Here is a 20,196-nt window from a genome sequence, read left to right on the forward strand (position 1 = left end):
TCCCGTACGGGCCTTCAGCAGCAGCCCGCGCCGGCGCTCCCCGGCAGCGAACGCTTGTTGCGGGAGGCGAGGTTGCGGGCCTCCAGGTCCTCGTCGGCCGGGTAGCCGACCTCCTCCAGGGTCAGCCCGTGCGGCCGCACGACGTGCACCGCCGAGTCCCGCACACCGGCCGCCAGCACCTTGCCGGGCCACTCCGGCGGCCTGTGCCCGTCGCCCACGAAGAGCAGGGCGCCGACGAGCGAGCGCACCATGTTGTGGCAGAAGGCGTCGGCGAGGACGGTCGCCTCCAACACACCGTCGGCGCCCCGCTCCCACTTCAGCTCGCGCAGCGTACGGACGGTGGTCGCGCCCTCGCGCTTCTTGCAGTACGCCGCGAAGTCGTGCTCCCCGACGAGCTGCCGGGCCGCCTCGTTCATGGCGTCCATGTCGAGCGGCCAGTTGTGCCACAGCACGAAGCCGCGGCGCAGCGGGTCCACGCCGCCGGGGTGATCGCTGACCCGGTACGCGTACCGCCGCCAGATCGCCGAGAAGCGCGCGTTGAAGTGCGGCGGCGCCTCGCTCACCCCGAAGACCCGCACGTCCATGGGCAGCCGCCCGGCGAGACGGCGCCGGAGCTGCTCGCCGTGCTCGGCCCACACGTCCTCGGGCAGGTCGAAGTGCGCGACCTGCCCGCGCGCGTGCACGCCCGAGTCGGTGCGCCCCGCGACGGTCAGCTCGACGGGGTCGGGCAGGCGCATGACGACGCGCAGGGCGTCCTCCAGCTCGGCCTGTACGGTCCGCTGCCCGCCCTTCTGCTTCGCCCAGCCGGAGAACTCCCGGCCGTCGTAGGCCAGATCAAGCCGCACCCGTACGAAGCCGGGCTCCACCGCGTCGCTCACACCGCTCACTCCGTGATCCTCTCACCGCACGCCAGCGGGCCCGCCCCCGGAGGGAACGGGCCCGCTGCCAGCCTGGTCAGGCGAACTTCAGACGCTTCAGGCGTCCTGGTTCTCGCCCTCGCCGCCCTCGGCCTTGGCCTCCTCGGCGTCCTTCGCGACGCGCTTGGTGGCGGCCTCGGCCTCGCCGACGGCCTCCTGCTGCACGGTCAGGGCCTCCACCAGCTCGATGACCGCCATCGGGGCGTTGTCGCCGCGACGGTTACCGATCTTGGTGATGCGGGTGTAGCCACCCGGGCGGTTCTCGTACCGCGGAGCGATCTCGGTGAAGAGGGTGTGCACGACGCCCTTGTCCAGGACGGTGCGCATGACCTGGCGACGGTTGTGCAGGTCGCCCTTCTTCGCCTTGGTGATCAGGCGCTCGGCCACCGGGCGCAGGCGGCGGGCCTTCGCCTCGGTGGTGGTGATGCGGCCGTGCTCGAAAAGGTCCGTGGCGAGGTTCGCCAGCATGGCCTTCTGGTGCGCGGCGCTGCCGCCCAGACGGGCACCCTTGGTGGGCTTCGGCATGGTGCTTCTCCTTCGTTGTCCCTGCACCGGCCGTATCAGGCACCGGTGGCAGTCCCGGCCGTATCAGGTACCGGGGGTTCCTATTAGGGGCGCGGGGAACTGCGCACACCACAGCGGGTCCGCAGCTCCCCGTCGTCACACGGCGTCGAGACTCAGTACTGCTCGGTCTCGACGAACCCCGCGTCCGCGTCGTCCTCGGCGCCGAAGGCGTCCGCGGCCGCGGTCGGGTCGAATCCGGGCGGGCTGTCCTTGAGGGCCAGGCCCATGCCGGCCAGCTTCGCCTTGACCTCGTCGATCGACTTCGCACCGAAGTTGCGGATGTCGAGCAGGTCGGCCTCGGAGCGCGCCACGAGCTCACCCACGGAGTGGATGCCCTCGCGCTTGAGGCAGTTGTAGGAGCGGACCGTGAGCTCCAGCTCCTCGATCGGCAGCGCCAGGTCCGCGGCCAGCGCCGCGTCCGTCGGCGACGGGCCCATGTCGATGCCCTCGGCGTCGACGTTGAGCTCGCGCGCCAGACCGAACAGCTCGACCAGGGTCTTGCCGGCCGACGCCATGGCGTCACGGGGACGCATGGCCTGCTTGGTCTCGACGTCGACGATCAGCTTGTCGAAGTCGGTGCGCTGCTCGACACGGGTCGCCTCGACCTTGTACGTGACCTTGAGCACCGGGGAGTAGATGGAGTCGACCGGGATGCGGCCGATCTCCTGGCCCACCTGCTTGTTCTGGACGGCGGAGACGTAGCCGCGACCGCGCTCGACGGTCAGCTCCATCTCCAGCTTGCCCTTGCCGTTCAGCGTGGCGAGGACGAGGTCCGGGTTGTGCACCTCGACACCGGCCGGCGGCGCGATGTCCGCGGCGGTGACCAGGCCGGGGCCCTGCTTGCGCAGGTACATCACGACCGGCTCGTCGTGCTCCGAGGAGACGACGAGGGACTTGATGTTGAGGATCAGGTCGGTGACGTCCTCCTTGACGCCCGGCACGGTGGAGAACTCGTGCAGGACACCGTCGATCCGGATGCTGGTCACGGCAGCACCGGGGATCGAGGAGAGGAGCGTGCGACGCAGGGAGTTGCCGAGGGTGTAGCCGAAGCCCGGCTCCAGCGGCTCGATGACGAACCGGGAACGGAACTCGTCCACGACCTCTTCGGTCAGAGAGGGACGCTGAGCGATCAGCATGGGATGTACTCCAGTCTTCGGCACCCGCTATTTGATGCCAAGCCAGACAACGGTGCTTCAAGGGTACGGGCGGAACCCCACTTTCCGTGCGGCTCCGCCCGTATCCAGGTGTGAGCCCTGCTCGCGGCAGAACCCGACGATCTACGGAGCGACCCGAACTACTTCGAGTACAGCTCGACGATCAGCTGCTCCTGCACCTGGGTGTCGATCACCTGGCGCTCGGGCAGCGAGTGGACGAGGATCCGCAGCTTCGACGGGACGACCTCCAGCCATGCCGGAGTGGTCTTCTCTCCCGCCTCGGCCTGCGCCACCTGGAACGGCGTCATGTTCCTGGAGGCTTCGCGGACCTCGACGATGTCGTTCACGGACACCCGCGCCGACGGAATGTCGGTCTTGCGGCCGTTGAGGGTGATGTGCCCGTGGCGGACCAGCTGACGGGCGTGGTCCCGGGACTTGGCGAAGCCGGCCCGGTAGACCACGTTGTCCAGACGGGTTTCGAGGATCCGGAGCAGGTTCTCGCCAGTCTTGCCCTGCCCGCGGTTGGCCTCGTTGAAATACCCGCGGAACTGCTTCTCAAGAACTCCGTAGATACGCGCAGCCTTCTGCTTCTCCCGCTTCTGCAGGAGGTACTCGGAGTCCTTGGTGCGCCCGCGCCCGTGCTCACCCGGGGGGTAAGGACGGATCTCGATCGGGCACTTCGCGCTCTCGCACTTGCTCCCCTTGAGGAAGAGCTTCTGCTTTTCCCGACGGCAACGCTTGCAGTCGGCCCCGGTGTAACGCGCCATTTTCTAGTTGTCTCCTATGTCAGCTGGTCGTCAGACCCGACGACGCTTCGGCGGACGGCAGCCGTTGTGCGGAGTCGGCGTGACGTCCTGGATCGAGCCGACCTCGAGGCCGGTGGCCTGGAGGGAGCGGATCGCGGTCTCACGGCCGGAGCCGGGACCCTTGACGAACACGTCGACCTTCCGCATGCCGTGCTCCTGCGCCCGACGCGCGGCGTTCTCGGCCGCCATCTGCGCAGCGAACGGCGTCGACTTGCGCGAGCCCTTGAAGCCGACGTGGCCGGCGGAGGCCCAGGAGATCACGTTCCCGGTCGGGTCCGTGATCGAGACGATGGTGTTGTTGAACGTGCTCTTGATGTGAGCGTGCCCGGCGGGGACGTTCTTCTTGTCCTTGCGGCGCACCTTCTTGGCGCCGGCCGTACGGCCCTTCGGAGGCATTCAATATCTCCCGTGGAGGTGGTCGGTCCTACAACGCGGACCGCGGAAACGCGTCCGGTGCGGACTACTTCTTGCCCGGCTTCTTCTTGCCGGCGATCGCGCGACGCGGGCCCTTGCGGGTGCGGGCGTTGGTCTTGGTGCGCTGGCCGTGAACCGGGAGACCACGGCGGTGCCGCAGACCCTCGTAGCAGCCGATCTCGACCTTGCGGCGGATGTCGGCCTGGATCTCGCGGCGGAGGTCACCCTCCACCTGGAGGTTCGCGTCCACGTACTTGTTGATCTTGACCAGGTCCTCTTCGGCCAGGTCGCGGACCCGCGTGTCCGGGTTGACGCCGGTCTCGCTCAGGGTCTGCTGGGCAAGGGTGCGCCCGATGCCGAAGACGTAGGTGAGGGCAACCTCGATGCGCTTCTCGCGCGGGAGGTCGACGCCTGAGAGGCGTGCCATGGGTGTGGCTCCTGATTGCTATTCGGAGGTCTGCCGCAGCGCCGTCCCCGTTCGCCTGGAACGGGTCTCCGGCCTCCGACCGGAGGTGTCGTCCCCACCGACATGAACGAACTCGAGCACGGCGGGGGGTCGGGCGTCTGCGTATCTACTTGTCGCTTGCGTCGCGCGAAGAAATGCGAGAGGCGAAGGTTGGCCCGGCCGCAGAGCGGCCGGCATGCGTCAGCCCTGGCGCTGCTTGTGGCGCAGGTTGTCGCAGATGACCATGACCCGGCCGTGACGGCGGATCACCTTGCACTTGTCGCAGATCTTCTTGACGCTCGGCTTGACCTTCATGGGATGTGAGGTTCTCCGGGTCAGGCCACGGCACTCACGGGAGGCGAGGTCCGCGGCTCGATCTGTCGATCTACTTGTAGCGGTAGACGATCCGCCCGCGGGTGAGGTCGTAGGGAGACAGCTCCACCACGACCCGGTCGTCGGGAAGGATACGGATGTAGTGCATCCGCATCTTGCCGCTGATGTGCGCGAGAACCTGGTGCCCGTTCTGGAGCTCAACCTTGAACATCGCGTTCGGCAGAGACTCGACGACCGTGCCCTCGATCTCGATGGCCCCTTGTTTTTTGGCCATGCTCTAGCGCTTCACCTTCCGGGATCGGCTACCTGGGGTGGTCCAGGCATACGGAGACACCGGGACCGACTGGCCATCCTACGGCACCGGCCCCCGGAAAGACGAATCCGGGGATTCTCCCCGGGGGCCAAGATCATTAACCGTGGGGCACTGCGCCGTACGAGGGGCTTCCGGTGGTGAACCGGCGCTCAGCCCAGCGGGTCGGGGGCGGTCGTCACGCCCAGCTCGGCCAGCTTCGCCTTGCCGCCGTCGGGGGCCGTCAGCACGAGCGGGCCCTCCTCGGTCAGCGCGACCGAGTGCTCCCAGTGGCTCGACCAGGTGCCGTCGTTCGTCTTCACGGTCCAGTCGTCGGAGAGCGTGTGGGTCTTCGCGGTGCCCAGGCTCACCATCGGCTCGATCGCCAGGCACATGCCGGGCACCAGCTTGGGGCCGCGGCCGCGCTTGCGGTCCACGTAGTTCAGCAGGTGCGGGTCCATGTGCATCTGGGAGCCGATGCCGTGGCCGCCGTAGTCCTCGATGATCCCGTAGCGCCCGGAGGACGGGCGGGGCTGGCGCTTGATGTAGCCCTCGATCGCCTTGGAGACGTCCACCAGGCGGTTGCCCTTGCGCATCGCGGCCAGGCCGCGCCACATGGACTCCTCGGTCACCCGGCTCAGCTCCAGCAGCTCGGCGGAGTGGCCCTCGCCGACGAACACGGTCAGCGCCGCGTCGCCGTGCCAGCCGTCGATGATCGCGCCGGCGTCGATGGAGATGATGTCGCCGGCCTTCAGCACCACGTCCTTGGACGGGATGCCGTGCACCACGACCTCGTTGACCGAGGTGCAGATGTTGCCGGGGAAGCCGCCGTACCCGAGGAAGTTGGGCTTGGCGCCGTGGTCGGCCAGCACCTTGGCCGCGACCTCGTCCAGGTCCTTCGTCGTCGCGCCCGGCACGGCCGCTTCCCTGCACGCCTGGTGCATCGCGGCGACGACCAGCCCCGCCTGGCGCATCTTCGCGATCTGCTCCGGGGTCTTGATCTCCACCATGCGGCTGACGCCTTCCCTGCCCGACTTCGTAAGACTGCTCACTCTGCAACGCATCCCTGCGACGTGGCGCGCGCTGTCCGCCGCACGCGGCGCGGGATGCCGGACCCGGCGGTCCGATCGGTCCGTTTCACACGGTCCCGTACTACACAATACGGCCGCGGCGCTCACCCGAGCACCGCGGCCGCAAGGCGATCAGTGGGGCTCAGTCGCGGCCCAGCGCGTGCATCGCGCGCTCGGTGACATCGCTGACCTTGCCCAGCGCGGAGATGGTCGTCACCAGGTCCTGCGCCTTGTAGTGGTCGATGATCGGCTCGGTCTCGCTGTGGTAGACCGCGAGCCGCTTGCGGACGGTCTCCTCGCGGTCGTCGTCCCGCTGGTACAGCTCGCCGCCGCAGTGGTCGCAGACGCCGTCCTCCTTGGGAGGGCTGTACTCGACGTGGAAGACGTGGCTGCTGTCGCTGCGGCAGATCCGCCGGCCCGCGATGCGCTTCACGACCTCGTCCTCGGGGACCTCCAGGTCGAGGACCGCGTCCAGCTTCTGGCCGTCCTGCTTCAGGAGCTTGTCGAGGGCCTCGGCCTGCTCGATGTTCCGCGGGAAGCCGTCGAGCAGAAAGCCGTTCGCGGCGTCCCCTTCGGCCATCCTGTCGCGCGCCATGCCGATGGTGACCTCGTCAGGCACCAACTGGCCCGCCCGCATGTACTCCTGGGCCTTCTGCCCGAGCTCCGTGCCCTGGCTGATGTTGGCCCGGAACAGGTCTCCGGTGGAGATGTGCGGGATCGACAGATTCTTGGCGAGGTACGCGGCCTGCGTGCCCTTACCCGCGCCAGGAGGTCCGACGAGGACGATACGCATCAGCGGAGGAACCCTTCGTAATGGCGCTGCTGAAGCTGGCTCTCGATCTGCTTCACGGTCTCAAGCCCGACACCCACGATGATCAGGATGCTCGTCCCGCCGAACGGGAAGTTCTGCTGAGCCCCGAACATGATCAGCGCGACGGTAGGCACCAGAGCGATCAGACCCAGGTAGAGCGACCCCGGCCAGGTGATGCGGTTCAGCACGTAGCTCAGGTACTCAGCCGTGGGACGGCCCGCCCGGATACCCGGGATGAAGCCACCATACTTCTTCATGTTGTCGGCAACTTCCTCGGGGTTGAAGGAGATGGCGACGTAGAAGAAGGCGAAAAAGACAATCAGCAGGAAGTACGTGGCGATGTAGATGGGGTGATCGCCCTTGACGAAGTTGTCCCGGATCCACTGGGCCCATCCCGCCTGGGATCCGCTGAACTGAACGACCAGCGACGGGATGTAGAGCAGCGAGGACGAGAAGATGACGGGAATCACACCGGCCTGATTGACCTTCAGCGGAATGTACGTGGACGTACCGCCGTAGGAACGGCGCCCGATCATGCGCTTCGCGTACTGCACGGGAATCCGCCGCTGCGCCTGCTCGACGAAGACCACGAGCGCGACCATCGCGAGGCCGCAGACGATGACCGCGCCGAACTCGATCCAGCCGTCGGCCAGCTTGCCCTGCTTCTTGATGGCCCACAGCGCGCCGGGGAAACCGGCCGCGATGGAGGTGAACATCAGGATGGACATGCCGTTGCCGATGCCCCGGTCGGTGATCAGCTCGCCGAGCCACATGATCAGCGCGGTGCCGGCGGTCATCGTGATCACCATCGTGATGGTGGTGAAGATGCCCTGGTCCGGGATGATCTGCTGGGCGACGGGGCAGCTCGGGAAGAGCGAGCCGCTGCGCGCGGTGGCCACCAGGCCCGTGGCCTGGAGGATCGCGAGCGCCATCGTCAGATAACGGGTGTACTGCGTGATCTTCGCCTGGCCGGCCTGGCCCTCCTTCTTCAGGGCCTCGAGCCGCGGGATCACGACCACGAGCAGCTGCAGGATGATGCTCGCCGTGATGTACGGCATGATCCCGAGGGCGAAGATGGTCAACTGCAGCAGTGCGCCGCCGCTGAACATGTTGACCAGGCCGAAGAGCCCCTGGCTACCCTGGGCCTGCTGCATGCACATGTTGACCTTCTCGAAGCTCACGCCCGGTACCGGGACGTGCGCGCCGAGACGGAAGAGCACCATGATGCCCAACGTGAAAAGCAGCTTCTTGCGCAGGTCGGGCGTCTTGAACGCCCGGGCGAACGCGGTGAGCACGGTGCCTCCTGCGCCCCCCGCGGTCGCTACGCGAGAGGTCTACGGTCTTCGTATTGATACGGGATCTTGCTACGGCTCTTGGTGCGGGACCGCTGCGGTACTGCCCCCGGGCGCCCCCGTGGACGGTCCGCGAACTGCCCCGTAGCTGCTGCAACGTACCGGCGTCCCGCAACGTGCCGACGGCGACCCGGCGGGACGCGACGTCGTACGCGCTACAGCGCCTGAGTCAGGGCACAGTGCCCGGCAGCGTAGCAGCGCAGGCCACCTTACCGGCCGATGCAACCTCAGGCGAACATTCCGGGCTCGCCGGGGCCGCGGATCTCCCGCGGAGCACAACGACCCCTCAACTGTAGGGCGGAGCGGGCGCCCCATCGGGCCCCACAACCCCTCGCACGAGTGACAGAACCCGCCCCGAAGCGCCGAACGGCCCCGCGGAACAAGGCCGTTGGTCCCGTACGGGTACGCGCCCGGCAAACGCGGCGTCAAGTCCTCGGAAATTTCCACCAGTTGATCCGGCTCGCCGCCGGAGAGCCGCGGGGAAAACGGCGAAGGCCGGACCCCCGAGGGGATCCGGCCTTCTCAAAGCCGTCGTGCGAGACGCCGTGTCACTCGGCGGTCTCGGTGACGCTGCCGCCGGCGGCGGTGATCTTCTCCTTCGCGGAGCCGGAGACCTTGTCCACGGTCACCGTCAGCGCGACGGAGATGTCGCCGGCACCCAGCACCTTGACGAGCTGGTTCTTGCGCACCGCGCCCTTGGCCACCAGGTCGGCCTTGGTGACCTCGCCGCCCTCGGGGTAGAGGTCGGCCAGCTTCTCCAGGTTCACCACCTGGAACTGCTTGTGGGCGGGGTTCTTGAAGCCACGGAGCTTGGGCAGCCGCATCTGCAGCGGCATCTGCCCACCCTCGAAGCCGGCAGGAACCTGGTACCGGGCCTTCGTGCCCTTGGTGCCACGACCCGCGGTCTTGCCCTTCGACGCCTCACCGCGACCCACACGGGTCTTGGAGGTCTTGGCGCCCGGAGCAGGACGGAGGTTGTGGACCTTCAGCGGGTTGCTCTCCGCCATCTCAGTCGACCTCCTCAACCGTGACGAGGTGCCGCACGGTGTGCAGCTGACCAACGACCACGGCGTTGGCCTCGCGCACGGACACGTCGTTGACGCGCTTGAGACCGAGGGTCCGCAGCGTGTCACGGTGGTTCTGCTTGGTCCCGATAACGGAACGGGTCTGCGTGATCTTGAGGTTCGCCATTACGCGTTCACCCCAGCACGCGCCCGCAGCAGAGCGGCGGGTGCCACGTCCTCGAGCGGCAGACCACGGCGGGCGGCGATCTCCTCGGGGCGCTGAAGGCCCTGCAGAGCCGCACGCGTGGCGTGCACGATGTTGATCGGGTTCGCCGAGCCGAGCGACTTGCTCAGCACGTCGTGAATGCCCGCGCACTCCAGCACGGCACGCACCGGGCCACCGGCGATAACACCGGTACCGGGCGAAGCCGGCTTGAGCAGCACGACACCCGCGGCCTCCTCACCCTGGATCGGGTGCGGAATGGTGCCCTGGATGCGGGGGACCTTGAAGAAGTGCTTCTTGGCCTCCTCAACGCCCTTGGCGATGGCGGCCGGCACCTCCTTGGCCTTGCCGTATCCGACACCCACGGTGCCGTCACCGTCGCCCACCACGACCAGCGCGGTGAAGCTGAAGCGACGACCACCCTTCACAACCTTGGCGACGCGGTTGATCGCGACGACGCGCTCAACGTACGCGGTCTTCTCGGCGGCAGCGCCGCCGTCCCGGCCCTTCCGGTCCCGCCGCTCGCCGCCGCCGGCGCCGCCACCGCGGCGCTGGGGTCCAGCCATTGGAATTACCTCTCTCGTTTACGTCCGCTAGCTCGGAACAGGCTCAGAACTTGAGCCCGGCCTCGCGGGCGGCGTCAGCCAGAGCGGCAATCCGCCCTGCGTACTTGTTGCCACCGCGGTCGAACACGACGGCCTCGATGCCTGCGGCCTTGGCGCGCTCGGCGACCAGGGAGCCGACCTGCTGGGCCTGCTCACCCTTGCCGCCTTCGCCGCCCCGGATGGAGCTGTCCAGGTGCGAGGCCGAGGCCAGCGTGTGGCCCGCGACGTCGTCGATCACCTGAGCAGTGATACCGCGGTTGGTGCGCGTCACGACCAGGCGCGGGCGCTCAGCGGTGCCCGACACCTTCTTGCGGATGCGGATGTGACGGCGCTTGGCGGCGGCGCGCTTGTAGGCGTCGCCCTTAGCGATCTTCACGCCGTATGCCATGGCTTACTTACCAGCCTTTCCGACCTTGCGGCGGATGGTCTCGCCCGCGTACTTGACGCCCTTGGCCTTGTACGGGTCGGGGCGACGCAGCTTGCGGATGTTGGCGGCGACCTCGCCGACCTTCTGCTTGTCGATGCCCGAGACCGAGAACTTGGTCGGGGACTCGACGGCGAACGAGATGCCTTCCGGCGCCTCGACCAGGATCGGGTGGCTGTAGCCCAGGGAGAACTCCAGGTTGGAGCCCTTGGCCTGGACGCGGTAACCCACGCCATTGATCTCGAGGTTCTTGCTGAACCCGGTGGTCACGCCAGTGATCATGTTCGCCACCAGCGTGCGGGACAGGCCGTGCAGGGCCTTGTTCCTGCCCTCGTCGTTCGGACGGGTGACGACGATGTTGCCGTTCTCCTCGTCCTTCGCGACCTCGATCGGCCGGGAGACGGTGACGGAGAGGGAGCCCTTCGGGCCCTTCACGTCGACCTTCTGGCCATCGAGGGTGACGTCCACACCGGCGGGAACCTGGATGGGGAGCTTGCCAATACGCGACATTGCTTTACCTCCGTTCCCTTCCGTTACCAGACGTAGGCGAGGACTTCCCCGCCCACACCCTTCTTGCCTGCCTGCTTGTCGGTGAGGAGACCGTGCGACGTGGAGATGATCGCCACGCCCAGGCCGCCGAGCACCTTCGGCAGGTTGGTGGACTTCGCGTAGACCCGCAGACCCGGCTTCGAAATCCTCTTGATGCCGGCGATCGAGCGCTCGCGGTTCGGGCCGAACTTCAGCTCCAGCACGAGGTTCTTGCCCACCTGGGCGTCCTCGGTCTTCCACCCGGTGATGTAGCCCTCCTGCTGGAGGATCTCCGCGATGTGAGACTTGATCTTGCTGTGGGGCATCACGACGGTGTCGTGGTAAGCCGAGTTCGCGTTCCGCAGACGCGTCAGCATGTCTGCGATCGGATCGGTCATGGTCATGTGATGGCCTTCGGCCTCTCTCGCCGGGGTTTCCTGTATGCGCCCTCCCTCTCCCCGTACACGCGGACGTGACGGGACGGGTGGGGTGCGGGGACCTACGGCGTAGTAAGCGTCTTCTCGTGGGCGCTGCCCACGGACGGTCATGGGGCGGCGGGGGCCCGACCTCACAAGGCTAATCCATGCGGGGTCAGGCTCCCGACGTCCCTGAGCTCTTACCGAGAGTCCTGGCTGGTCGCCCTAGGGGGCGATTACCAGGAGCTCTTGGTCACGCCCGGCAGCTCACCACGGTGCGCCATCATGCGAAGGCACACGCGGCAGAGGCCGAACTTGCGGTAGACGGAGTGCGGACGGCCGCAGCGCTGGCAGCGCGTGTAGCCACGCACCGCGAACTTCGGCTTGCGGGCAGCCTTGGCGATCAGAGCCTTCTTCGCCATGTCAGTTCTCCTTGAACGGGAAGCCGAGGTGACGAAGGAGGGACCGGCCCTCATCGTCGGTGGTCGCCGTGGTCACCACGGTGATGTCCATGCCCCGGACCCGGTCGATCTTGTCCTGATCGATCTCGTGGAACATGACCTGCTCGGTGAGACCGAAGGTGTAGTTGCCCCGGCCGTCGAACTGCTTGGGCGACAGACCGCGGAAGTCGCGGATGCGCGGCAGCGCGAGCGCCAGCAGGCGGTCCAGGAACTCCCACATCCGGTCGCCACGCAGGGTCACGTGGGCACCGATCGGCTGCCCCTCGCGCAGCTTGAACTGCGCGATGGACTTGCGGGCCTTGGTCACGGCCGGCTTCTGGCCGGTGATCGTGGTGAGGTCCTTGATGGCACCCTCGATCAGCTTGGAGTCGCGGGCGGCGTCGCCCACACCCATGTTGACCACGATCTTGGTGAGACCCGGGATCTGCATGACGTTCTCGTACGAGAACTCTTCCTGCAGCTTGTCCTTGATCTCGGAGCGGTAGCGCTGCTTGAGGCGCGGGGCTTCAGTGGTGGCAGTCATCAGATGTCCTCACCGGTCCGCTTGGCAACGCGGATCTTGTTGCCGTCCTCATCGAAGCGGTAACCGACGCGGGTGACCACCTTGCTGCCCTCGTGCTCGACGACGAGCTGAACGTTGCTCGCGTGAACGGGGGCCTCGGTCGTCACGATGCCGCCGGTCTGCGAACCGCGAGCGGTCTGGCCGGCCTTGGTGTGCTTCTTGACCCGGTTGACACCCTCGACCAGGACGCGGTCCTCGCGGGGGTAGGCCGCGATGACCTTGCCCTGCTTGCCCTTGTCCTTGCCGGTGATGACCTGAACCAGGTCGCCCTTCTTGATCTTCATGGTCACAGCACCTCCGGCGCGAGAGAGATGATCTTCATGAACTTCTTCTCGCGCAGCTCGCGGCCCACCGGGCCGAAGATACGGGTGCCGCGGGGGTCGCCATCGTTCTTGAGGATGACGGCCGCGTTCTCGTCGAAGCGGATGTACGAGCCGTCGGGGCGGCGGCGCTCCTTGACGGTGCGCACGATGACCGCCTTGACGATGTCGCCCTTCTTCACGTTCCCGCCCGGGATCGCGTCCTTGACGGTAGCGACGACGACGTCACCGATGCCCGCGTAGCGCCGGCCCGAGCCACCGAGAACGCGGATGGTGAGGATTTCCTTCGCACCCGTGTTGTCGGCGACGCGAAGCCGAGACTCCTGCTGGATCACGTCTATCTCCTGTATGTCTGCCGGTTCCCGGTGGGGTGCTCCCTGACGGGCCACACCCCACCGAGCCTGGCGGAACGAATCCTGAGGAAGACCTCAGGCTGAAATTTTCGCCAATCCCCTTGCGGGAATTGCCTACTTGGCCTTCTCGAGGATCTCGACGATGCGCCAGCGCTTGGTCGCGGACAGCGGCCGGGTCTCCATGAGGAGGACGCGGTCGCCGACGCCCGCAGCGTTCTGCTCGTCGTGCGCCTTGAGCTTGTTGGTACGGCGGATGACCTTGCCGTACAGCGCGTGCTTCACCCGGTCCTCGACGGCGACGACGACGGTCTTGTCCATCTTGTCGCTGACGACGAGACCCTCACGGGTCTTGCGGAAGCCGCGCGCCTGCGTGTTCTGTTCAGTCACATTCGTCTCGCTCATCAGGCGCTCTCCACCGTCTCGATGCCCAGCTCACGCTCACGCATCAGGGTGTAGATCCGGGCGATGTCCTTGCGCACGGCCTTGAGGCGGCCGTGGTTCTCAAGCTGTCCCGTCGCCGCCTGGAAGCGGAGGTTGAACAGCTCCTCCTTGGACTCGCGAAGCTTGCCTACAAGCTCCTCGTTGCCCAGCTCGCGCAGCTCGGACGCCTTGGTACCGGCCGCCATCACGACTCACCTGCCTCGCGCCGAACGATGCGGCACTTCATCGGAAGCTTGTGGGCGGCGCGGGTCAGCGCCTCCTTGGCAATCTTCTCGTTCGGGTAGGACAGCTCGAACATCACGCGCCCCGGCTTGACGTTCGCGACCCACCACTCCGGCGAACCCTTACCGGAACCCATGCGGGTCTCGGCGGGCTTCTTGGTGAGCGGGCGGTCCGGGTAGATGTTGATCCAGACCTTGCCGCCACGCTTGATGTGACGCGTCATCGAGATACGAGCGGCCTCGATCTGACGGTTGGTCACATAAGCGCCGGTCACGGCCTGGATGCCGTACTCACCGAAAGCAACTTCGGTGCCGCCCTTGGCAATGCCCTTGCGCTTCGGGTGGTGCTGCTTACGGTGCTTGACCCTGCGAGGGATCAGCATTGTGGTCAGGCCTCCGTTCCGGTGCTCTCAGCAGCCGGAGCGGCTGCTGCCTCGGCCTTGGGGGCCTCGGCAGCGGCGGCGTTCTGCTGCTGCTGCGGCTTGCGGCCACGACCGCCACGCTCGCCACCACGACGGGGGCGGTCGTTGCCGCCGCCACGGGACGGGCGGTTGCCCGCACGCGCGGCGGCGTTCTCGGCGCGGACCTCGGCGATGTTCTTGACGTCGCCCTTGTAGATCCAGACCTTCACGCCGATGCGGCCGAAGGTCGTACGGGCCTCGAAGAAGCCGTAGTCGACGTTCGCGCGGAGGGTGTGCAGCGGCACACGGCCCTCGCGGTAGAACTCCGAGCGGGACATCTCGGCGCCGCCGAGACGGCCACCGCACTGGATCTTGATGCCCTTGGCGCCGGCCTTCATCGCCGTCTGCATGCTCTTGCGCATGGCGCGGCGGAAGGAGACGCGCGAGGACAGCTGCTCGGCAACGGCCTGGGCCACCAGCTGCGCATCCGTCTCGGGGTTCTTGACCTCGAGGATGTTGAACTGGATCTGCTTGCCGGTCAGCTTCTCCAGGTTGCCCCGGAGACGGTCGGCCTCGGCGCCGCGGCGGCCGATGACGATGCCCGGACGCGCGGTGTGCACGTCCACGCGGACGCGGTCACGGGTGCGCTCGATCTCCACCTTGGAGATGCCGGCCCGCTCCATGCCCTGCGTGAGCATGCGACGGATCGCGACGTCTTCCTTGATGTAGTCCTTGTACAGCTTGTCGGCGTACCACCGGGACTTGAAGTCCGTGGTGATGCCGAGCCGGAACCCGTGCGGGTTTACCTTCTGGCCCATTACCGGGTTCCTTCCTTGCTGCTCACGACCACGGTGATGTGGCTCGTCCGCTTACGGATCCGGTAGGCGCGGCCCTGGGCGCGCGGACGGAACCGCTTCAGGGTCGGGCCCTCGTCGACATAGGCCTCGGAGATGTAGAGGCTGCCGGCGTCCGTGTGGTCGTAGTTGTGCGCGGCGTTGGCGATGGCGCTGTCGAGCACCTTGCCCACCGGCACGCTCGCGGCCTGCGGGGTGAAACGCAGGGCCGCCTGAGCCTCCGTGGCATCCATGCCACGGACAAGGTCCACCACACGGCGGGCCTTCATGGGCGTGACACGCACGTAGCGTGCCTGGGCCCTGGCTTCCATGGTTGTCCCTTCGGTGTCAGTCATAGTCATTCACACCCGCCGGTCAGCGACGCCGCGACTTGCGGTCGTCCTTGACGTGGCCCTTGAAGGTGCGGGTCGGCGCGAACTCGCCGAGCTTGTGGCCGACCATCGACTCGGTGACGAACACCGGGACGTGCTTGCGGCCGTCGTGCACCGCGATCGTGTGGCCGAGCATGGCCGGGACGATCATCGAGCGGCGAGACCAGGTCTTGATGACGTTCTTGGAACCCGCGTCGTTCTGCGCGTCCACCTTCTTGGCGAGGTGGTCGTCGACGAAGGGTCCCTTCTTGAGACTGCGCGGCATCTAAAACCCGCCTCCTAGCGCTTCTTGTTCGTCTTGCGGCGGCGGACGATGTACTTGTTGCTGGCCTTCTTCGGCGAGCGCGTACGGCCCTCCTTCTGACCCCACGGCGAAACCGGGTGGCGGCCACCGGAGGTACGACCCTCACCACCACCGTGCGGGTGGTCGATCGGGTTCATGACCACACCGCGGACGGTCGGGCGGACGCCCTTCCAGCGCATGCGGCCGGCCTTGCCCCAGTTGATGTTCGACTGCTCGGCGTTGCCGACCTCGCCAACGGTGGCGCGGCAGCGGACGTCGACCAGACGGATCTCGCCGGAGGGCATGCGGAGGTGGACCATGCGGCCCTCCTTCGCCAGCAGCTGCACCGAAGCACCCGCGGAGCGGGCCAGCTTCGCGCCGCCACCGGGACGCAGCTCGATGGCGTGGATGGTCGTACCGACCGGGATGTTGCGCAGCGCCAGGTTGTTGCCCGGCTTGATGTCGGCACCAGGGCCGTTCTCGATCCGCTGGCCCTGCTGCAGGCCCGCCGGAGCGAGGATGTAGCGCTTCTCGCCGTCTGCGTAGTGCAGGAGCGCGATGCGCGCGGTGCGGTTCGGGTCGTACTCGATGTGCGCGACCTTGGCCGGCACGCCGTCCTTGTCGTGACGACGGAAGTCGATCACGCGGTAGGCGCGCTTGTGGCCACCGCCCTGGTGACGAACGGTCACACGACCGGCGTTGTTACGGCCGCCCTTGCTGTGCAGGGGGCGGACCAGCGACTTCTCCGGCGTGGACCGCGTGATCTCGACGAAGTCGGCGACGCTGGAGCCACGACGGCCCGGGGTCGTCGGCTTGTGCTTGCGGATACCCATTTCTCAGTCCTCGTCCGATATCGGACGATCCTGTCTCCGTTAGGAGACCGGACCGCCGAAGATGTCGATACGGTCGCCCTCGGCGAGGGTCACGATGGCGCGCTTGGTGTCGGCGCGCTTGCCGTAACCGGTGCGGGTGCGCTTGCGCTTGCCCTGCCGGTTGATCGTGTTGACCCCGGTGACCTTGACCGAGAAGACCGCCTCGACGGCCTGCTTGATCTGGGTCTTGTTGGAGTTCGGCGCGACGATGAACGTGTACTTGTTCTCGTCCAGCAGCGCGTAGCTCTTCTCCGAGACGACCGGCTTGACCAGGACGTCACGGGGGTCCGAGAACGCCTTGCTCGCCGGGGTCTCGACGGTCTGCTTGCCCTCGGCGGCGATCCGGGTGGCCTTGGCCTTCCGGGCAGCCTTCGCGGCCTTCGCCATCTTGGGCGCGATGCTCGGGTGATGCGTAGCCATCAGGCGTCGCTCCCTTCGGTCTTCGTACGCGCGGCCACGAAGGACTCGAAGGCGGCCTTGGTGAAGACCACGTCGTCGGAAACGAGCACGTCGTACGTGTTCAGCTGGCCCGGCTCCAGGATGTGCACCTGGGGCAGGTTGCGGGCGGAGAGCCACGCGGCCTCGTCGGCGCGCTCGGCCACCAGCAGCACGTTCTTACGGTCGCTGATCTTGCCGAACAGGGACTTGGCGGCCTTCGTGGAGACCTCGCCCTCGACCACGCCGGTGACGACGTGGACGCGATCGTGACGGGCCCGGTCCGAGAGGGCACCGCGCAGGGCGGCGGCCTTCATCTTCTTCGGGGTCCGCTGCGAGTAGTCACGCGGCACGGGGCCGTGGACGGTGCCACCGCCGGCGAACTGCGGGGCGCGCACCGAGCCCTGACGGGCGCGGCCGGTGCCCTTCTGGCGGTACGGCTTCTTGCCGCCGCCGCGGACCTCGCCGCGAGTCTTCGTCTTATGCGTGCCCTGGCGGGCCGCGGCCTGCTGCGCGACGACGACCTGGTGGATCAGCGGAACGCTGACCTTCGCGTCGAACAGCTCCGTGGGGAGGTCGACGGACCCGGCCTTGTCGCCAGCCGGCGAAAGGATGTCAATGCTGCTCATCGTTACCTCAGGCCCCCTTGGCCGACGTACGGACCAGGACGAGGCCGCCGTTCGGACCGGGAACTGCGCCCTTGATGAGCAGCAGGCCCTTCTCCGCGTCAACGGCATGGACGGTCAGGTTCTGGGTGGTGACCCGCTCGTTGCCCATCCGGCCGGCCATCTTGGTGCCCTTGAACACGCGGCCGGGCGTGGCGCAGCCGCCGATGGCGCCCGGCTTGCGGTGGATGCGGTGGGCACCGTGGGAGGCCTTGCCGCCGCGGAAGCCGTGACGCTTCATGCCGCCGGCGAAGCCCTTGCCCTTCGACTTGCCGGTGACGTCGACCTTGAGGCCGGCCTCGAAGGTGTCGGCGCTGACCTCCTGGCCGAGCGTGTACTCGGCGGCGTCGGAGGTGCGCAGCTCCACCAGGTGGCGGCGCGGGGTGACGTCGGCCTTGGCGAAGTGGCCCTTGAGGGGCTTGTTCACCTTGCGCGGGTCGATCTCGCCGAAGGCGATCTGGACGGCCTCGTAGCCGTCCTTGTCTGCGGTGCGGACCTGGGTCACGACATTCGGCCCGGCCTTGACGACGGTCACGGGGACAACGCGGTTGTTGTCGTCCCAGACCTGGGTCATGCCGAGCTTCTCGCCCAGGACGCCCTTGATCTGCTTAGCCATCTTCAGCGCACCCCTCAGAGCTTGATCTCGATGTCAACGCCGGCCGGAAGGTCGAGGCGCATCAGCGAGTCAACGGTCTTCGGCGTCGGGTCGAGGATGTCGATCAGACGCTTGTGGGTACGCATCTCGAAGTGCTCGCGCGAGTCCTTGTACTTGTGCGGCGACTTGATGACGCAGTACACGTTCTTTTCAGTGGGCAGCGGCACCGGGCCCGCGACCGACGCACCGGTACGGGTCACCGTCTCGACGATCTTCTTCGCCGAGTTGTCGATGACCTCGTGGTCGTAGGCCTTGAGCCGGATGCGGATCTTCTGTCCCGCCATGGCTACTTCGTAGTCCTGTCTCTCGTAACGCTCTGGAACCCGTGGCTCTCCGCGTCCTCCGCTCCGTACGACCCACGCGGTCGGGCGTGTCGTAACCCTCCCGGATTTCTCCGCGGAGGTTTTCCCTGGGGAAGAGTGGAGGTGGAGAACCACCGGTGCCTGGCTGGAAGCCCCTCCCACGCTTCCCGGAAGATTCCCGTATTTCCGCCTCTGATAAGAGGCGACGAATACGCTGGGACTCGCTTCCGGTCCTCCCGGCGGGAGGCGCGCAGCATCGGCACTCAACCGAGCAACCTGGACAGTGTGCCACAGGCTCTTCGGTCAAGGCCAATCGGACGATCTTCCCTGCACCAGGCAGTGGGAAACCCCACTCACCTGACGGTGAGTGGGGTTTCAGTAGGTCAGGTGACCCGATCCGGAATTACTTCAGGATCTTGGTGACCTGGCCGGCGCCCACCGTGCGGCCACCCTCACGGATGGCGAACTTGAGGCCCTCTTCCATGGCGACGGGCTGGATGAGCTGAACGCTCATCTCGGTGTTGTCGCCCGGCATGACCATCTCGGTGCCCTCGGGGAGGGTCACGACGCCGGTCACGTCGGTGGTGCGGAAGTAGAACTGCGGGCGGTAGTTGTTGAAGAACGGGGTGTGCCGGCCACCCTCGTCCTTCGACAGGATGTACGCCTGCGCCTCGAACTCCGTGTGCGGGGTGACCGAGCCCGGCTTGATGATGACCTGGCCGCGCTCGACGTCCTCGCGCTTGATGCCGCGGAGCAGCAGACCGACGTTCTCACCGGCCTGGCCCTCGTCGAGCAGCTTGCGGAACATCTCGATGCCGGTGACGGTCGTCGAGGTCTTGGTGTCCTTGATGCCGATGATGTCGACGTTCTCGTTCACCTTGAGCACACCGCGCTCGATACGGCCGGTGACGACCGTGCCGCGGCCGGTGATGGTGAAGACGTCCTCGATCGGCATCAGGAACGGCTTGTCGGTGTCGCGCTCCGGGTTCGGAATCGCGTCGTCGACGGCGTCCATGAGCTTGAGGATGCCCTGAGCGGCGTCCTCGTCGCCCTCCAGCGCCTTGAGCGCGGAGACCTTGACAACCTGGGTCTCGTCACCCGGGAACTCGTACTCGTTGAGGAGCTCACGGACCTCGAGCTCGACGAGCTCCATGATCTCCTCGTCGTCCACCATGTCGGCCTTGTTCAGGGCGACGACGATGGCCGGCACGCCGACCTGGCGGGCCAGGAGCACGTGCTCCTTGGTCTGCGGCATCGGACCGTCGGTGGCGGCGACCACGAGGATGGCGCCGTCCATCTGGGCGGCACCGGTGATCATGTTCTTGATGTAGTCCGCGTGACCCGGGCAGTCCACGTGCGCGTAGTGACGGTTCTCCGTCTGGTACTCGACGTGGGCAATGGAGATCGTGATACCGCGCTGGCGCTCTTCCGGCGCCTTGTCGATCGAGTCGAACGCGGAAGCCTCGTTGAGCTCCGGGTACTTGTCGTGCAGCACCTTGGTGATCGCCGCGGTAAGAGTGGTCTTACCGTGGTCGATGTGACCGATGGTGCCGATGTTGACGTGCGGCTTAGTCCGCTCGAACTTCGCCTTCGCCACTGGGGTCCTCCTGTGGACTGGTGCTGTACACCCTCCACATTCTGCGGA

33 protein-coding genes are annotated in these 20,196 nt (G+C 67.0%); all 33 read right to left on the reverse strand.

What is annotated here, in order from left to right; genetic code table 11:
* Positions 1 to 14 precede the first annotated feature (14 nt).
* Positions 15 to 878, reverse strand: a complete 864-nt coding sequence (gene truA, locus ABEE00_RS25490; protein ID WP_345748174.1) for a tRNA pseudouridine(38-40) synthase TruA — start codon at positions 876 to 878, stop codon at positions 15 to 17.
* A 96-nt stretch (positions 879 to 974) separates the two neighbouring features.
* Entirely contained in the window at positions 975 to 1,442 is a 468-nt protein-coding gene (gene rplQ, locus ABEE00_RS25495; RefSeq protein ID WP_345748003.1) for a 50S ribosomal protein L17, read from the reverse strand.
* A 152-nt stretch (positions 1,443 to 1,594) separates the two neighbouring features.
* On the reverse strand, positions 1,595 to 2,617 hold the full coding sequence (locus ABEE00_RS25500; RefSeq protein WP_030883950.1) for a DNA-directed RNA polymerase subunit alpha: 1,023 nt from the start codon (positions 2,615 to 2,617) through the stop codon (positions 1,595 to 1,597).
* A 158-nt stretch (positions 2,618 to 2,775) separates the two neighbouring features.
* Complete coding sequence (rpsD, locus tag ABEE00_RS25505; RefSeq protein ID WP_345748004.1) at positions 2,776 to 3,402, reverse strand: 30S ribosomal protein S4; 627 nt, start codon at positions 3,400 to 3,402, stop codon at positions 2,776 to 2,778.
* A 30-nt stretch (positions 3,403 to 3,432) separates the two neighbouring features.
* The gene (rpsK, locus tag ABEE00_RS25510; protein WP_028433270.1) at positions 3,433 to 3,837 is read right to left on the reverse strand and encodes a 30S ribosomal protein S11; all 405 of its coding nucleotides are present in this window, start codon (positions 3,835 to 3,837) and stop codon (positions 3,433 to 3,435) included.
* A gap of 64 nt (positions 3,838 to 3,901) precedes the next feature.
* Entirely contained in the window at positions 3,902 to 4,282 is a 381-nt protein-coding gene (rpsM, locus tag ABEE00_RS25515; RefSeq protein ID WP_345748005.1) for a 30S ribosomal protein S13, read from the reverse strand.
* Positions 4,283 to 4,501: 219 nt separating this feature from the next.
* A complete protein-coding gene (gene rpmJ, locus ABEE00_RS25520; protein WP_003956441.1) occupies positions 4,502 to 4,615 on the reverse strand; it encodes a 50S ribosomal protein L36 in 114 nt (37 codons plus the stop codon).
* Between the two features lie 70 nt (positions 4,616 to 4,685).
* Positions 4,686 to 4,907: a translation initiation factor IF-1 gene (gene infA, locus ABEE00_RS25525; protein ID WP_003948620.1), complete on the reverse strand. Its 222-nt coding sequence runs from the start codon at positions 4,905 to 4,907 to the stop codon at positions 4,686 to 4,688.
* A gap of 188 nt (positions 4,908 to 5,095) precedes the next feature.
* Positions 5,096 to 5,932 carry a type I methionyl aminopeptidase gene (gene map / locus ABEE00_RS25530; protein WP_345748175.1) on the reverse strand — a complete coding sequence of 279 codons (837 nt, stop codon included), beginning with the start codon at positions 5,930 to 5,932 and terminating at the stop codon, positions 5,096 to 5,098.
* A 202-nt stretch (positions 5,933 to 6,134) separates the two neighbouring features.
* Complete coding sequence (locus ABEE00_RS25535) at positions 6,135 to 6,785, reverse strand: adenylate kinase (RefSeq protein ID WP_345748006.1); 651 nt, start codon at positions 6,783 to 6,785, stop codon at positions 6,135 to 6,137.
* A complete protein-coding gene (gene secY / locus ABEE00_RS25540; RefSeq protein WP_345748007.1) occupies positions 6,785 to 8,098 on the reverse strand; it encodes a preprotein translocase subunit SecY in 1,314 nt (437 codons plus the stop codon). The genes ABEE00_RS25535 and secY overlap by 1 nt, the downstream gene beginning before the upstream one ends.
* A 605-nt stretch (positions 8,099 to 8,703) precedes the next feature.
* On the reverse strand, positions 8,704 to 9,162 hold the full coding sequence (gene rplO, locus ABEE00_RS25545) for a 50S ribosomal protein L15 (RefSeq protein ID WP_345748008.1): 459 nt from the start codon (positions 9,160 to 9,162) through the stop codon (positions 8,704 to 8,706).
* Position 9,163: 1 nt separating this feature from the next.
* Positions 9,164 to 9,346, reverse strand: coding sequence for a 50S ribosomal protein L30 (rpmD, locus tag ABEE00_RS25550; protein ID WP_345748009.1), 183 nt, complete (start codon positions 9,344 to 9,346; stop codon positions 9,164 to 9,166).
* Positions 9,346 to 9,948, reverse strand: a complete 603-nt coding sequence (rpsE, locus tag ABEE00_RS25555; protein ID WP_345748010.1) for a 30S ribosomal protein S5 — start codon at positions 9,946 to 9,948, stop codon at positions 9,346 to 9,348. The genes rpmD and rpsE overlap by 1 nt, the downstream gene beginning before the upstream one ends.
* Before the next feature lie 43 nt (positions 9,949 to 9,991).
* Positions 9,992 to 10,375, reverse strand: a complete 384-nt coding sequence (gene rplR, locus ABEE00_RS25560; protein WP_345748011.1) for a 50S ribosomal protein L18 — start codon at positions 10,373 to 10,375, stop codon at positions 9,992 to 9,994.
* A gap of 3 nt (positions 10,376 to 10,378) precedes the next feature.
* The gene (gene rplF, locus ABEE00_RS25565; protein WP_345748012.1) at positions 10,379 to 10,921 is read right to left on the reverse strand and encodes a 50S ribosomal protein L6; all 543 of its coding nucleotides are present in this window, start codon (positions 10,919 to 10,921) and stop codon (positions 10,379 to 10,381) included.
* 23 nt (positions 10,922 to 10,944) lie between these two features.
* Positions 10,945 to 11,343: a 30S ribosomal protein S8 gene (gene rpsH / locus ABEE00_RS25570; protein WP_345748013.1), complete on the reverse strand. Its 399-nt coding sequence runs from the start codon at positions 11,341 to 11,343 to the stop codon at positions 10,945 to 10,947.
* A 248-nt stretch (positions 11,344 to 11,591) separates the two neighbouring features.
* Positions 11,592 to 11,777, reverse strand: coding sequence for a type Z 30S ribosomal protein S14 (locus tag ABEE00_RS25575; RefSeq protein WP_345748014.1), 186 nt, complete (start codon positions 11,775 to 11,777; stop codon positions 11,592 to 11,594).
* A 1-nt stretch (position 11,778) separates the two neighbouring features.
* Positions 11,779 to 12,339, reverse strand: coding sequence for a 50S ribosomal protein L5 (rplE, locus tag ABEE00_RS25580; RefSeq protein ID WP_345748015.1), 561 nt, complete (start codon positions 12,337 to 12,339; stop codon positions 11,779 to 11,781).
* Positions 12,339 to 12,662 carry a 50S ribosomal protein L24 gene (gene rplX / locus ABEE00_RS25585; RefSeq protein WP_345748016.1) on the reverse strand — a complete coding sequence of 108 codons (324 nt, stop codon included), beginning with the start codon at positions 12,660 to 12,662 and terminating at the stop codon, positions 12,339 to 12,341. The genes rplE and rplX overlap by 1 nt, the downstream gene beginning before the upstream one ends.
* 2 nt (positions 12,663 to 12,664) lie before the next feature.
* On the reverse strand, positions 12,665 to 13,033 hold the full coding sequence (gene rplN / locus ABEE00_RS25590) for a 50S ribosomal protein L14 (RefSeq protein WP_019354942.1): 369 nt from the start codon (positions 13,031 to 13,033) through the stop codon (positions 12,665 to 12,667).
* Positions 13,034 to 13,165: 132 nt separating this feature from the next.
* On the reverse strand, positions 13,166 to 13,453 hold the full coding sequence (rpsQ, locus tag ABEE00_RS25595) for a 30S ribosomal protein S17 (RefSeq protein WP_345748017.1): 288 nt from the start codon (positions 13,451 to 13,453) through the stop codon (positions 13,166 to 13,168).
* A complete protein-coding gene (gene rpmC / locus ABEE00_RS25600; protein ID WP_345748018.1) occupies positions 13,453 to 13,677 on the reverse strand; it encodes a 50S ribosomal protein L29 in 225 nt (74 codons plus the stop codon). Before rpmC ends, rpsQ begins: the two co-directional genes overlap by 1 nt.
* Positions 13,677 to 14,096 (reverse strand): 50S ribosomal protein L16, encoded by a 420-nt coding sequence (gene rplP, locus ABEE00_RS25605; RefSeq protein WP_345748019.1) that lies wholly within the window; start codon positions 14,094 to 14,096, stop codon positions 13,677 to 13,679. Before rplP ends, rpmC begins: the two co-directional genes overlap by 1 nt.
* Before the next feature lie 5 nt (positions 14,097 to 14,101).
* Positions 14,102 to 14,932, reverse strand: a complete 831-nt coding sequence (rpsC, locus tag ABEE00_RS25610; protein WP_345748020.1) for a 30S ribosomal protein S3 — start codon at positions 14,930 to 14,932, stop codon at positions 14,102 to 14,104.
* Complete coding sequence (rplV, locus tag ABEE00_RS25615; protein WP_345748176.1) at positions 14,932 to 15,279, reverse strand: 50S ribosomal protein L22; 348 nt, start codon at positions 15,277 to 15,279, stop codon at positions 14,932 to 14,934. Before rplV ends, rpsC begins: the two co-directional genes overlap by 1 nt.
* A gap of 43 nt (positions 15,280 to 15,322) precedes the next feature.
* A complete protein-coding gene (gene rpsS, locus ABEE00_RS25620; RefSeq protein WP_345748021.1) occupies positions 15,323 to 15,604 on the reverse strand; it encodes a 30S ribosomal protein S19 in 282 nt (93 codons plus the stop codon).
* 14 nt (positions 15,605 to 15,618) lie between these two features.
* On the reverse strand, positions 15,619 to 16,455 hold the full coding sequence (rplB, locus tag ABEE00_RS25625) for a 50S ribosomal protein L2 (RefSeq protein WP_345748022.1): 837 nt from the start codon (positions 16,453 to 16,455) through the stop codon (positions 15,619 to 15,621).
* Between the two features lie 39 nt (positions 16,456 to 16,494).
* The gene (gene rplW / locus ABEE00_RS25630; RefSeq protein WP_345748023.1) at positions 16,495 to 16,914 is read right to left on the reverse strand and encodes a 50S ribosomal protein L23; all 420 of its coding nucleotides are present in this window, start codon (positions 16,912 to 16,914) and stop codon (positions 16,495 to 16,497) included.
* Positions 16,914 to 17,558, reverse strand: coding sequence for a 50S ribosomal protein L4 (gene rplD / locus ABEE00_RS25635; RefSeq protein WP_345748024.1), 645 nt, complete (start codon positions 17,556 to 17,558; stop codon positions 16,914 to 16,916). The genes rplW and rplD overlap by 1 nt, the downstream gene beginning before the upstream one ends.
* 7 nt (positions 17,559 to 17,565) lie before the next feature.
* Positions 17,566 to 18,210: a 50S ribosomal protein L3 gene (gene rplC, locus ABEE00_RS25640; RefSeq protein ID WP_345748025.1), complete on the reverse strand. Its 645-nt coding sequence runs from the start codon at positions 18,208 to 18,210 to the stop codon at positions 17,566 to 17,568.
* Positions 18,211 to 18,224: 14 nt separating this feature from the next.
* Complete coding sequence (rpsJ, locus tag ABEE00_RS25645) at positions 18,225 to 18,533, reverse strand: 30S ribosomal protein S10 (RefSeq protein ID WP_016473429.1); 309 nt, start codon at positions 18,531 to 18,533, stop codon at positions 18,225 to 18,227.
* Positions 18,534 to 18,954: 421 nt separating this feature from the next.
* Entirely contained in the window at positions 18,955 to 20,148 is a 1,194-nt protein-coding gene (gene tuf, locus ABEE00_RS25650; RefSeq protein ID WP_345748026.1) for an elongation factor Tu, read from the reverse strand.
* Positions 20,149 to 20,196: the final 48 nt, after the last annotated feature.

Origin of the sequence: Streptomyces odontomachicola, from assembly GCF_039605595.1 — a bacterium.
GTDB lineage: Bacteria > Actinomycetota > Actinomycetes > Streptomycetales > Streptomycetaceae > Streptomyces.